Raw genomic sequence first — 14,196 nt, 5'->3', positions numbered from 1 at the left:
TAATTGAAGCATGTGAAAAATCAATATTTTTATGCAATCCAATTATTAAAAAGAAAATAAGGCTGTCTGAAAAGGCTATTTGTTTTAGCGATATTTTGGAGAAAGATTTTCATCACATTTTTAGTGGAAGCTATCTTCATTTTTTAAATATCAAATAAAGCGCCCAAAACATCGGCAATTGCACGATTTTGGACGCCTTTTATATATTATTATAAAGTAATATAATTGTAGAAATTTTTATTTTGCCTTATTCGATTAGTTCATCCTCTAACAAAACTACTTGATTTGAAGCCATATAAGCTCGGTATAAAAACGCTACAAATTGGGCGCGTGTGACAGATTCGTTTGGACGAAATTCGCCATTATCTCCAAGCGCAATTCCCTCACGCTCAAGTACCGCAATATACCCCGCACTCCAATGTGCGCTATCGACATCAATAAATGAAGTCGTCCCTTCAGGTGTTAACCCGAGTACACCAACAAGTATCTTTGCTAGCTGCGCTCGTGTCATTTTTTCTGTAGGTAAAAAAGCACCATTTACACCATCGACAACCCTTGCCTGTTGCAATACTTTAATTGCGTCATAATAAGGATGGGCGGGTGAAACATCTGTGAAATCACTTGCTAGTCGTACTGGTTCGAATGAAAAGGCTCTTGTCAGCAGTGCTGCTACATGCATACGGCTTACTGATTCGTTCGGTCGGAATGTACCGTCCTCATAGCCTTGAATAATGCCTTGTGCTGTCAAGGCTTCAATCATTTCCTTTGCCCAATGATTCTCAATATCTTTGAAGGTCTTTTCAGTAGGTAGTTCCTTAGCTAGCTCTATCCATTTAGCGTAAAGAGTGAGATTTTCTGTTACTAGCGTATCCCCCACCCATTTTTCTGTTAGTGTTTTATCTGTATACCAGCCCTCAAACATAAAGCCCTCTCTTATTGGAACAGGTAAATCACGAATCCTTGTATTATGATTAATCTCTATTGCTTCTAAAAGTTCACCACCACTGGTTTCAAAGGAGATTTTAATCGGTATTGCTATGTTGCTATCTCTATCCAATGGCGGATTAGAAGGATTCTTTTCTTCATTTAGTGTATTCGATTTCCATTGTGCATACAAACGAACATTCCCTGCCTTCATTCGGAAGGTTGTGTTTACGGCGTAAGCGGTTCCTTTTCCATCTGCTTGTGTATTCCAGCCTGTAAAAGTATGACCGGCTTTCACTAGATTTCCGCTATTTCCTTGCACTGTTACTAGAGTGTTTTCTTCATATGCCCTCAAATCCTGCGGCACAGTTCCTCCTGTGGCACCGTTGGCATCATAGCTTACACGATACGTTGGATTCGCTGTCCATTGGGCATATAATGTGACATTCCCTGCCCCCATTTGGAAGGTTGTGTTTACGGCGTAAGCTGTTCCTTTTCCATCTGCTTGTGTATTCCAGCCTATGAAAGTATGACCAGCTTTCACCAAATTTCCACTATTGTCTTGCACTGTTACTAGGGTATTTTCTTCATATTCCCCTAAATCCTGTGGCACAATTCCTCCTGTGGCACCATTGGCATCATAGCTTACACGATACGTTGGATTCGCTGTCCATTGGGCATATAATGTGATATTCCCTGCCCCCATTTGGAAGGTTGTGTTTACCGCGTAAGCTGTTCCTTTTCCATCTGCTTGTGTATTCCAGCCTATGAAAGTATGACCGGCTTTCACCAAATTTCCACTATTTTCTTGCACTGTTACTAGGGTATTTTCTTCATATTCCCCTAAATCTTGCGGCACAGTTCCTCCTGTGGCACCGTTGGCATCATAGCTTACACGATACGTTGGATTTGTTGTCCACTGGGCATATAATGTGATATTCCCTGCTCCCATTTGGAAAGTTGTGTTTACGGCGTAAGCTGTTCCTTTTCCATCTGCTTGTGTATTCCAGCCTATGAAAGTATGCCCTGCTTTCACTAAATTTCCACTGTTATCTTTCACTGTTACTAGAGCATTTTCTTCGTATGCCTCTAAATCCTGCGGGACATTTCCTCCTGTGGCACCATTGGCGTCATATGTGATGCTATATGTCGGATTCTTTACCCAGTTTGCGTATAATAGAACATTTTCTGCCCCTATTTGAAAGGTCGTATTTACGGCATACGCTGTTCCTTTTCCATCCGCTTGCGTATTCCAGCCTGTAAATGTATGGCCAGCTTTCTTTAGATGTCCTGTATTATCTAGCACTGTAACGGACATATTTTCCTCGTATGCCCCACTATCAATAGGAACTGTTCCTTCTGTTGCCTCGTTGGCATCATAGCTTACTGTATAATAAGGCTGCATTTCATATACACCTAAATCGATGGCAGCCCCTTGAACACGCTTTTTCCCTGCAAGGTCTGTTGCAACTGTATGGGCATTAGAATCCCCTACATCAATCGCTGGTGAACCTATTTTCAAATGCAAGTTTGCACCAGCCGGATGAACAAATACATCTTCTGGCATATAAGTTGCTAGGCTTATCGGGTCACCACTCGCATCAAACAACTGTCCTTTATGGATTCCTGAGCCTGCCAATACGTCGACCAAGCTATTTACAACCTTGCCCCCAAAATTAGTCAGTGCCCCTGTATTTGCATTTCCTATGATGATACTATTAACAATTTGGCTGTGCGCGGCGCCTCCGTGAATCGCTGCTGGTCCATTCGCATATATGGTCGCATTCATTAAATTGATATTTGTCGTATCAAAGCTATATATAGCACTTCCCGCGAAACTATTTTTCGTTAGATTGAAAGTAAATAGTGCATTTATTAATGTTGGGCGTGTATTTGCCGCATTATACATGCCGCCTCCTGTACCGGCTTCATTTGCAGTAAAAGAAACATTTGTGATGATTGGCTCGCTACCACCACCATTGTATATGCCACCACCTCCATTGTCTGCTATGTTTTCAGAAAAGATGACATCTGTTAAGGACGGACTACTTGCGGAGTTGTACATACCCGCTCCAATACCACCTGAATTAGATTTCTCTGTTGCTCTATTTTCATTAAAATTAACGCCTGTTAAGGTTGGGTTACTATTGTCATTATACATTCCGCCCCCTAACGTCGTTTGATTCATATTAAATATTACATCTGTTAAGACTGGGCTACTGCCATGATTAGACATCCCGCCACCATACCAAGTTGCTTTATTTTCCTCAAATACTACATCTGTTAAAGTTGGATTACTTGCATTTTTATTGTAGATTCCTCCCCCTTGTTGGGATGCTGTATTTTCATTAAACTTTACATCTATTAGCGTCGGGCTACTGCCAATATTATAAATCCCTCCTCCATAAAATGCCTGATTTCCACTAAACGTTACATTTGTTAAGGCTGGGCTACTGTTACTATTATTCATCCCCCCGCCTGACCAATCTGTTGTATTTTGCTCAAACACTACATCTGTTAGCGTTGGGTTACTGCTACTATTATACATTCCGCCACCTTCCACAGCTGCTTTATTTTGTTTAAATAAGGCATCCGTCAAAGTAGCATTACTGTTCCCAGTATTGTAGACCCCCCCTCCATTGTTTGTTGCATTGTTAGCTGTAAATGCAGTGCGTATTAGGATTGGATTACTGTTATTGTTATAGAGGCCACCACCGTCCATTGAAACTCTATTGTTATTAAACATGACATCTGTTAACTGTGGATTACTTGATTCATTGTACATCCCGCCGCCCGAATAGGCTCTATTCTCAATAAATGTTACATTTATTAGGGCTGGATTACTTTCATAATTGTATATTCCTCCGCCATATCGGTAGGCAATATTTGCAGTAAATACTACATTTCTGAGAGTTGGGCTATTTCCACTATTGTACATGCCTCCTCCGTGCATATGCTGGTTTTGTGTAGCATGATTAGGATTCCCTGCTGTAATGATGACGCCATCAAGTATAGCTGTTTCGTTCAAGTGTAAGTTATCTGGATGATAAAATACATGATAAGCATTTCCTCCACTTGGAAGTACACCACTTAATATCGTTTTATTGTTTTGAAAATCCCGCTGTGCTAATGTTTCTTCATCCCCCGCAAATCCTCCATAAATCGCTACACCATTTTTCATTCTAAAATACGCACTACGAGGGTCACTGCCATTAGCTCGTTTGGTCGGTGCATACGTTCCCGCGGCAATCCAAATTTGGTTGCCAGCGCTAGCCTTATCTAATGCGACTTGCACGCTTTTAACAGCATCAGCCCAAGTTGCTCCGCTATTGCTATCATCCCCATTTTCGCTTACATAAATAATTGGATTTGCTGTGAATAATGAAAACGGTTGTGGGCGAATATCAATAAAACGCTTATAAATAGTAGACTGTCCTATAATTCGAAACCAAATCGTATGCTCGCCTTGCTGTTCCCATGTATGCGGTGATGCTAAATTAAATAATGTCCATGAATCCCCTTCATCAATCGACCACTCTACTTGAATAGTGGCGCTATCTGTCGAAGTTGTTGTGACATGAATGGTGACAGGTTCTGTTGCAATATCCCCCTCCTCGTATAGCTGGTCACCAATTGTTAGCATAATATTTAATGTAGGATTCGTTTCCGCAAATACCGGCATATACCCAAATATAGCATGTGAAAACAACAACAAAATAATAAATAACGACATCCTTTGCTGCCATATTTCTTTCACCAATATCCTCTCCTTTGTGTAATTTGTATTAAAAATAACATATAACTCATTGCTGGTTTTATATTATATTACTCAAAAGTAATATTCAACTATAAAAAAAGAAAATATGTATTTTCTTTTTTAACCTTCTTTAGATAACATACCTTCCAATAATAAATCCACAATATCGTTCGCTATTTCCTCCGGTTCTTTTAGTTTCGTTAGCAATTGTGTAAATGTTAATCGCTCTATTATACCGATTAAGCACTCTGCCACCATTAGCGTATCTACATCTTTCCTAAAATAACCAGCATTAACCTCAAAATCTAGATTACCTCGAATTTGCTCAACCATATGTGCCTTTATTTCATCCGCTTTTGCGGACAAATAAAATCCAATTCGCGTTAAATCTGGATTTTTATCTAGAAATACCAATAACTCTTTTAAATTATACGTAATTCGCGTTTTAATTTTTGCTGATTCCAGCATTGGCTGTAAACGACTTTGCTTTGTATACTCAATAATTCGCATACGAAATAAGTGCTCCAACTCCTCAAAAATTGCTTCTTTGTTTTTAAAATACAAATAGAAAGTAGGCTGACTTAATGACGCACCTTTTACAATTGAGCTTATTTTTGTTTCATGATACCCATTTTGTGCAAATTCTCTCGCAGCTATCTCAAGCAATAATGCTCGACTTTCTTCACCACTTGCTCCTTTGGGTCTTCCTCTCTCTCCCATAAAAAGCACCTCCAATTACAATCCATTTTTTCCAATAACATATTTATCTATATAAGTATTATAAAGCTTAGAAAAAGAGCTTTCAAATAGTCAATTAAAAGCCCTTCTTATTAAGCACAAAAAACGGGAAAGACAGATGGATATCTGCTTCCCCAACAGCCCTATTATTCGTAATAGCCTTCCGTAGATTTCACGAAATTTTTAAATTGATTTGAATCATGTCCAAACCAAACCTCAGCATCATTTTCAGTGGCGAATTTACGAATCCGCTCCACTGTCGAATTATAACCCACGGAATCATAAATAATACCCGGTGGCTTGACTGGCGGGCCATAACTTTCTGCCGTATAAACGGCATCGGATGCTAGTAAAACATTACCATGACCAGGCAGCTCAACATGTAAGCCAAGCATACCATATGCATGCCCTGGACCAAAATTAATAATTTTGATTCCTTCCACCAGCTGTACTTCTTTTTCATGCGGCTTTATTGTGCGCCAGCGTAATTGATTTTGAATCCATGCCATGACATCACCCCAAATATATGCACCCATATCACGCGTCATCGTAAATTGCTTCATAACACTCGACAGCTCTGAATCATGCACGATAATTTCCGCATTTGTAAACAACTCCAAACAGCCTGCATGGTCTAAATGCAAATGTGAGGCAATTACATATTTAATATCCTCTGGTCGTACTTTTAATTGCTCTAAACGATTAATCAAATAACATTCTTCGCTCGCAAATGTTGGGAAGGCCTTTTGTATTCCTTCAGGCCAACGCCCATCTTCTCCCATACCATCGGGATTACAGCCTGTGTCGAATAAGATTTTCCCTTCTGGATGGTCAATTAATACAGCATAAATCGGAAATTCTACAAACTCTGCTGGTGGATTAGGATTATCAATTGTCGCAGGGTTATGCATGGCAATCATATAATTTTTATCCATCTTCATTGTCCCAGTGTCTAATACATATAACTTTTTGTTATTACACATTTTTCTATCCCCTTTGCTGTTTGATTAATTCTATTTATTTGAAAACGACGGCATCATATGCTGCCTTATAAATAGCAAAAATATCATCCTTCCCTAACGGCATCGGACTGCGCGCTAGGAGTCGCGTTTGCTTTGCTGCATCCTCCGTTAAGCCGGTAAGTGCCTCTTCACTAATATCGAAGCCTTTCAAGCTTGAAGGGATACCTACATCTTCAACAAGGCGCTGCAATTCCTGTACACATTTATGCGATGCCTCCTCCTGCGATAAATAGCCACTATTGAAGCCCATAGCATTATAAATGTCTTTCATGCGCTTTTCACAAGATGGACGGATATAGCCCATTACATACGGCAATAAAACCGCATTGGAGTCACCATGCGCGATATGGAATTGTCCACCCAATGGATAAGCTAGTGCATGTACACCCGCAACACCTGCATTGAAAAATGCTAGGCCCGCTAAATAACTCCCATAGCTCATATCGATACGTGCCTGCTGATTTTGCCCATCCTTTACCGCACTACGAATGGATTGGCTAATTAATTGTATCGCCTGCAATGCTAATGCGTCAGAAACCGTACTAGCATTTTGCGATACATATGCCTCAATCGCATGAGTTAAAGCATCTACTCCCGTTGCCGCTGTTACTTTTGGTGGTAACGACATTGTCAACTCTGGGTCAACAATCGCTACATCTGCCAGCAAATAGTCATGTGTTACGACATCTTTCGTACTTTCTAATGAAACAACAGCAATATTTGTGACTTCTGAGCCAGTACCAGATGTTGTAGGAATTAATATTGTCGGCAGCCCTTTCTGTTCAATGGAACGTGTAGCGCTTAAATTTAAGTAATCTTTGACATCACCTTCATGCACTGAAATTACGCCAGCTAATTTAGCTAAATCGAGCGCACTCCCCCCACCTAGCCCGACAACGATATCACTTTGATGTTCCCTTGCGTAAGCTACTAATTCCTCCGCTACAGCTACTGGGGGCTCTGGCACAACCTTTGTATAAATATTGATAGTTAAATTCAACTCTTCAAGCAGTGCAATGATTTTTTGCGTTAAGCCCAGTTCGTGCAAGAAAGGATCTGTCACTAATAATACTTTTTGACCTTTTAAGCGTTGCACCTCTTGCTGTAAATAGCTAAGGGAGCCCCAGCCTGTGTAACTTAAAGGTACAAATGTAATCTTTTCAGCCATCTATAGTCCTCCTTCTTGATTCCAAATAACAAGCTTTGTTTCCGTCATTTCCTGTATTGCATATTTAAGTCCCTCTTTGCCTGTTCCACTTTGCTTTACACCACCATACGGCATTTGATCAACGCGATATGTCGGTATATCGTTAATGATAACACCACCTACTGAGAGATTTTTCGATGCTGTAAAGGCCGTTTGAATATCCTTCGTGAAAATACCTGCCTGCAAGCCATAATCTGAATCATTAATAGCTTCGATACCCTCCTCTATTGAAGAAATCTTATTAATGCTTACAATCGGTGCAAACACTTCCTGACAGCTAACTTTTGATTTCCTGTCGACATTCGCTAAAATTGTAGGTAATAAAACACCATCTTCCACCTCGCCTCCGTATAGAAGATTTGCACCTTCTGCAATTGCCTCAGTAATCCACTGTATTGCTCGTTGCTGCTCCTTATCATGAATCATGGCAGATATATCCGTCGTTTCATCGAGCGGAGAACCTATTTTCAAGCTTTGTGTTTGAGCAATCATTTCCTCAACAAATGCAGCAAACACCTCTTCCATTACATAAATCCGCTGTAAAGAGATACATACCTGCCCCTGATTAGAAAATGCACCTGTAACGCATTTTCTCACTACATGCTCTATATTTATATTGCGGTCAACAATTAATCCAGAGTTCGACCCTAATTCAAGTGCTAAACGTTTCAATCCTGATTTTTCTTTGATTTGAATACCGACTGCTGGACTACCCGTAAATGTAATCATTTTCACCTTATCGCTCTCAACAAGTGCATCACCAACGATACCACCACTCCCTAACACGACATTAAATGCGCCTTTAGGTAAATCTGTACAATCAATGATTTTTGCTAAAAACAATGCAGATAGTGGGGTCTGTGAGGCAGGTTTTAGTACAATCGTATTCCCAGCAGCAATTGCTGGTCCGACTTTATGCGCTACTAAATTTTGCGGAAAATTAAAGGGCGTAATAGCAGCAATTATTCCTAATGGCTGCTCTAGCGTATAAGCAAAACGATTTTCCCCGGTTTTCGCTGCATCCATTGGAATCATTTCCCCAATAAGACGCTTAGCCTCATCACCAGCGAAACGATATGTTTCAATTGTGCGGTCTATTTCGCTTAGCGCATATTTTAGAGGCTTCGAACTTTCCCGGGAAATAATTGTTGCTGCCTCCAAGCGCTTGCTAGCAAATGCCTTAGCAATTGCATAAAGGATATTCGCCCTTTCTAATGCAGTAAGATTAGTCATTGCTTGCTGTGCCCTTTGAGCCGCCTCCACAGCCGCTGATACATGCTCTCTTGTTGCTTGTGGTATTTTCGCTATTACTTCCTTTGTGTATGGTGATTTTAACTCTGCATACTCGGCTGTAGAAACCCATTCACCATTGATATACATTTTTTGTTCCAAAATATACACCCTTCCCAAACTTCTTTATTCTAAATATTCTGTTATGAATACGTAACCATTTTGTTATAAAAAAATATACTTATATCCTACAAATATCTCCTGATAGGGCTCAGAAGAATATTTGTAAGAACAGAATCTTCGCCTTAGTTTAATCGCTTCACTGTTTTCCTATTAAAAAGTTTAACAGATTCGGTTATATGAACACAAGAATTTTTTTTATTTTCAATCATTTCAATTAATTTAACAATAGCGATTAATCCTAAATTTCTTTCCATCGCATGTCCTACTGTCGTTAATTGAATTTGTTCATATGCCGCCAATTCAACATTATCAATCCCAATAACACTAATATCCTCCGGGATACGAATATCGCGCTTTAATAATTCATCAATGACATTTAGCGCTATCGAATCAGATGCACCTATTATAGCAGTTGGGGAATTTGGCTGCTGGAGCAAATAATCAATTCCCTCACTAATATTTGCACGGGTTGTATTGGAATGATAAATATATGCTTCTGGCAACGCTTCTCCTAAAGCACGCAGCGCCCCTCTAAAACGATTAGCGTACGTACTAACCGTTAAATGCCCCCCTATATAGGCAATATGTTGATGTCCTAAAGCCTGTAATGATTGTGCAGCAATAAAACCTGCTTGTTCATTATCAATTTCGACAAAATTTTCATTTGATTGGTGCTTACGGTTAAATGTAATAAAGGGAATGTTTAATTTCTTTAGCTTTTCAAAAAACGGATCTTCATACAATATACAAGATAAAATGATTCCATCTACTTTGCGCTCTAAAATTTTTGAATAGGCATTTTCTAATTCCTCATCCTGTACAAATTGTACATCGACTTTATAACCTTTACTATTTGCATAATTAACAATAGCCGCAGTAGTGTCTGAGAAGAAAGGATTGTGTAGCGGACCAGATAATAGTGCAATTGTATTTGTTCGACTAGTCACAAGCAATCTTGCCTGTTCGTTAGGAATATAATTTAATTGTTCAATCGCCTTCAACACCTTATCAACCGTTGAGGCCTTTACTTGTTCAGGTGTATTCAAAACCCGGGAAACCGTCGTCTGTGACACACCAGCTAATTTTGCAACATCTTTTGACGATACGATAACTATTTCACCTCTACAACCTCAATCTCTATTTCTAAGTAAGCAATATTCATCAACCTTTAGTTTAACATATTATTTTTTATTCTTCTTTAAAAGATAAACTGCGCCTTATTATAATTACCATAGGAGCAATGTTTTGAAGATATTAATATAAAAAACAGGGACTATTTGAAAAGATATAATCTTTTCAAATAGTCCCTGTTAATAATGAGCCATGAAGGACTCGAACCTTCGACCCTCTGATTAAAAGTCAGATGCTCTACCGACTGAGCTAATGGCTCAAGAAAAAACAAAAAAATGGCTGGGGTACTAGGATTCGAACCTAGGCATGACGGAATCAAAATCCGTTGCCTTACCGCTTGGCTATACCCCAATCATTTTCAAAGATGGTGGTGGGGGACGGATTCGAACCGCCGAACCCTAAGGAGCGGATTTACAGTCCGCCGCGTTTAGCCACTTCGCTACCCCACCGACATAACACTTGAATGGTGGAGGATGACGGGTTCGAACCGCCGACCCCCTGCTTGTAAGGCAGGTGCTCTCCCAGCTGAGCTAATCCTCCATATATGAGTGTTACAATTATTTATTTTTAAATGGTGACCCGTACGGGATTCGAACCCGTGTTACCGCCGTGAAAGGGCGGTGTCTTAACCACTTGACCAACGGGCCAGTTAAAATATCTCAAACAAGACAAGAATTATAATACCATATTTTTTAGATTTGTACAAGCCTTTTTGATAAAATTTCATCCTAATTTGCAATTTTTTTTTGCGAAAGCCTCAAATTAAAAATTAGGGCTTTTTTCATTGTTAGGAGCTAAATGCTTGTTTTACTTATTTTAAACTTTATTGAAGTTTGACACTTTGCTAAGTAAACAACGAAATGTAACACTGATTTTAGATTAATCTACTTCGTTTAGCTAATCAAGGAAAATTCGGATTAAAACTAATAGTGGACCTGTTAATTCTACCTCTAAAAATAATGCTACTATAATTTTTTCATTTCAATTAATAGGCAAAAAAAATGGCTCCGAAGGCAGGGCTCGAACCTGCGACCAACCGGTTAACAGCCGGTTGCTCTACCACTGAGCTACTTCGGAACGCTAATATTCATTTATGCACTTTGTATAAGCTACTTAGTACATTTATTATTATAACAATCATTTTAATTATTACAAGTGCTTTTTTCAAATAATTAAAACTTTCGATTTAATTCACTATTTACTCATATTATCGATATGTTTGCGCTATCAATTACGCTTCAGCTAACTACTAAATCAAGATAAAAAAAGCCACTACTGATTAATTATCAGCAGCGACTTTTTGCGCGAAGCAATGTCCTACTCTCACAGGGGGAAGCCCCCAACTACCATCGGCGCTAAAGAGCTTAACTTCCGTGTTCGGTATGGGAACGGGTGTGACCTCTTTGCCATCATTACTTCACTTGCACATGGATGTGCTGGCGTCTACGTTACCACAGGATGTGGTGCTTTTAGTAGACGTTCCTTACTCGGCTTCCAATCTACTGCGCTATTCTTCGTCAACTGCACTCGCTCATTCAGTCATGTACTTTAGTACATTCCTTCAAGCGCTCTTTTGTTTCCTCGATTAGCTTGTGTCTTGAAATCCTTGTTTTTAGAAAGTGTTTGTTCTTTCAAAACTGGATAAACGAACATTGAAACAAGTTTTAATTGTGGTTAAGTCCTCGATCGATTAGTATTCGTCAGCTCCATGTGTCGCCACACTTCCACCTCGAACCTATCTACCTCATCGTCTTTGAGGGATCTTACTTACTTGCGTAATGGGAAATCTCATCTTGAGGGGGGCTTCATGCTTAGATGCTTTCAGCACTTATCCCGTCCATACATAGCTACCCAGCGATGCCGTTGGCACGACAACTGGTACACCAGCGGTATGTCCATCCCGGTCCTCTCGTACTAAGGACAGCTCCTCTCAAATTTCCTACGCCCACGACGGATAGGGACCGAACTGTCTCACGACGTTCTGAACCCAGCTCGCGTACCGCTTTAATGGGCGAACAGCCCAACCCTTGGGACCGACTACAGCCCCAGGATGCGATGAGCCGACATCGAGGTGCCAAACCTCCCCGTCGATGTGGACTCTTGGGGGAGATAAGCCTGTTATCCCCGGGGTAGCTTTTATCCGTTGAGCGATGGCCCTTCCATGCGGAACCACCGGATCACTAAGCCCGTCTTTCGACCCTGCTCGACTTGTAGGTCTCGCAGTCAAGCTCCCTTGTGCCTTTACACTCTACGAATGATTTCCAACCATTCTGAGGGAACCTTTGGGCGCCTCCGTTACCTTTTAGGAGGCGACCGCCCCAGTCAAACTGTCCGCCTGACACTGTCTCCTACCCCGCTAAGGGGCACGGGTTAGAATTTCAATACAACCAGGGTAGTATCCCACCGACGCCTCCTTCGAAGCTGGCGCTCCGAGATCTCTGGCTCCTACCTATCCTGTACAAGTTGTACCAAAATTCAATATCAAGCTACAGTAAAGCTCCACGGGGTCTTTCCGTCCTGTCGCGGGTAACCTGCATCTTCACAGGTACTATAATTTCACCGAGTCTCTCGTTGAGACAGTGCCCAGATCGTTACGCCTTTCGTGCGGGTCGGAACTTACCCGACAAGGAATTTCGCTACCTTAGGACCGTTATAGTTACGGCCGCCGTTTACTGGGGCTTCAATTCATAGCTTCGCTTGCGCTAACCACTCCTCTTAACCTTCCAGCACCGGGCAGGCGTCAGCCCCTATACGTCACCTTACGGTTTTGCAGAGACCTGTGTTTTTGCTAAACAGTCGCCTGGGCCTATTCACTGCGGCTCTCATGCGCTTGCACGCTCAAGAGCACCCCTTCTCCCGAAGTTACGGGGTCATTTTGCCGAGTTCCTTAACGAGAGTTCTCTCGCACACCTTAGGATTCTCTCCTCGACTACCTGTGTCGGTTTGCGGTACGGGTACCTCCCACCTCGCTAGAGGCTTTTCTTGGCAGTGTGAGATCAGGAACTTCGTCCATACGGACTCGTCATCACAGCTTGGCGTTAGAGTGTGCGGATTTGCCTACACACACGCCTTACTGCTTGAACAGAGACAACCAACGCTCTGCTTACCCTACCCTCCTGCGTCCCCCCATTGCTCAAACGGTGGGGAGGTAGTACAGGAATATCAACCTGTTATCCATCGCCTACGCCTATCGGCCTCGGCTTAGGTCCCGACTAACCCTGAGCGGACGAGCCTTCCTCAGGAAACCTTAGTCATACGGTGGACAGGATTCTCACCTGTCTTTCGCTACTCATACCGGCATTCTCACTTCTAAGCGCTCCACCAGTCCTTCCGGTCTGACTTCAACGCACTTAGAACGCTCTCCTACCACTGACATCGTAGATGTCAATCCACAGCTTCGGTGAATCGTTTAGCCCCGATACATTTTCGGCGCAGTGTCACTCGACCAGTGAGCTATTACGCACTCTTTAAATGATGGCTGCTTCTAAGCCAACATCCTGGTTGTCTAAGCAACGCCACATCCTTTTCCACTTAACGATTACTTTGGGACCTTAGCTGGTGGTCTGGGCTGTTTCCCTCTTGACTACGGATCTTATCACTCGCAGTCTGACTCCCGTGTATAAATATCCGGCATTCGGAGTTTGTCTGAATTCGGTAAAGCGAGATGCCCCCCTAGTCCAAACAGTGCTCTACCTCCGGTATTCTCCATCACGAGGCTAGCCCTAAAGCTATTTCGGAGAGAACCAGCTATCTCCAGGTTCGATTGGAATTTCTCCGCTACCCACAGCTCATCCCCGCACTTTTCAACGTACGTGGGTTCGGGCCTCCAGTAAGTGTTACCTTACCTTCACCCTGGCCATGGGTAGATCACCTGGTTTCGGGTCTACGACAACGTACTCCTTCGCCCTATTCAGACTCGCTTTCGCTGCGGCTCCGCTTTCTCAGCTTAACCTTGCACGTTATCGTAACTCGCCGGTTCATTCTACAAAAGGCACGCTATCACC

The 14,196-nt window shown here is 41.6% G+C and carries 6 protein-coding genes, 6 tRNA genes and 2 rRNA genes (1 of these 14 running past the window's edge); all 14 read right to left on the bottom strand.

Going from position 1 to position 14,196, the window contains the following annotated elements; translation table 11 throughout:
- Positions 1-247 precede the first annotated feature (247 nt).
- Positions 248-4,681 carry an InlB B-repeat-containing protein gene (locus MHB51_RS12935; protein WP_342558297.1) on the bottom strand — a complete coding sequence of 1,478 codons (4,434 nt, stop codon included), beginning with the start codon at positions 4,679-4,681 and terminating at the stop codon, positions 248-250.
- 120 nt (positions 4,682-4,801) lie between these two features.
- Complete coding sequence (locus MHB51_RS12930; RefSeq protein ID WP_066165227.1) at positions 4,802-5,401, bottom strand: TetR/AcrR family transcriptional regulator; 600 nt, start codon at positions 5,399-5,401, stop codon at positions 4,802-4,804.
- 164 nt (positions 5,402-5,565) lie between these two features.
- The gene (locus MHB51_RS12925; RefSeq protein ID WP_342558296.1) at positions 5,566-6,402 is read right to left on the bottom strand and encodes an N-acyl homoserine lactonase family protein; all 837 of its coding nucleotides are present in this window, start codon (positions 6,400-6,402) and stop codon (positions 5,566-5,568) included.
- A gap of 34 nt (positions 6,403-6,436) precedes the next feature.
- Positions 6,437-7,609: an iron-containing alcohol dehydrogenase gene (locus MHB51_RS12920; protein WP_342558295.1), complete on the bottom strand. Its 1,173-nt coding sequence runs from the start codon at positions 7,607-7,609 to the stop codon at positions 6,437-6,439.
- Positions 7,610-9,040, bottom strand: a complete 1,431-nt coding sequence (locus MHB51_RS12915; protein WP_342558294.1) for an aldehyde dehydrogenase family protein — start codon at positions 9,038-9,040, stop codon at positions 7,610-7,612. It abuts the gene before it with no gap.
- 143 nt (positions 9,041-9,183) lie between these two features.
- Positions 9,184-10,170, bottom strand: coding sequence for a LacI family DNA-binding transcriptional regulator (locus MHB51_RS12910; RefSeq protein ID WP_066165216.1), 987 nt, complete (start codon positions 10,168-10,170; stop codon positions 9,184-9,186).
- A 208-nt stretch (positions 10,171-10,378) separates the two neighbouring features.
- Positions 10,379-10,451, bottom strand: a tRNA-Lys gene (locus MHB51_RS12905).
- Between the two features lie 17 nt (positions 10,452-10,468).
- Positions 10,469-10,543: transfer RNA gene (locus MHB51_RS12900), tRNA-Gln, on the bottom strand.
- Between the two features lie 14 nt (positions 10,544-10,557).
- Positions 10,558-10,641: transfer RNA gene (locus tag MHB51_RS12895), tRNA-Tyr, on the bottom strand.
- Positions 10,642-10,656: 15 nt separating this feature from the next.
- Positions 10,657-10,732: transfer RNA gene (locus tag MHB51_RS12890), tRNA-Val, on the bottom strand.
- 32 nt (positions 10,733-10,764) lie between these two features.
- Positions 10,765-10,839: transfer RNA gene (locus MHB51_RS12885), tRNA-Glu, on the bottom strand.
- Positions 10,840-11,194: 355 nt separating this feature from the next.
- Positions 11,195-11,269: transfer RNA gene (locus tag MHB51_RS12880), tRNA-Asn, on the bottom strand.
- 227 nt (positions 11,270-11,496) lie between these two features.
- Positions 11,497-11,612 (bottom strand): 5S ribosomal RNA (rrf, locus tag MHB51_RS12875).
- Positions 11,613-11,862: 250 nt separating this feature from the next.
- A 23S ribosomal RNA gene (locus tag MHB51_RS12870) occupies positions 11,863-14,196 on the bottom strand; it runs 594 nt beyond the window's last position.

Origin of the sequence: Metasolibacillus sp. FSL K6-0083, assembly GCF_038630865.1 — a bacterium.
GTDB classification, from domain to species: domain Bacteria; phylum Bacillota; class Bacilli; order Bacillales_A; family Planococcaceae; genus Metasolibacillus; species Metasolibacillus fluoroglycofenilyticus.
The sequence above is the reverse complement of the archived record's forward strand: the minus strand, read 5'-3'. Positions and strand labels throughout refer to the sequence as shown.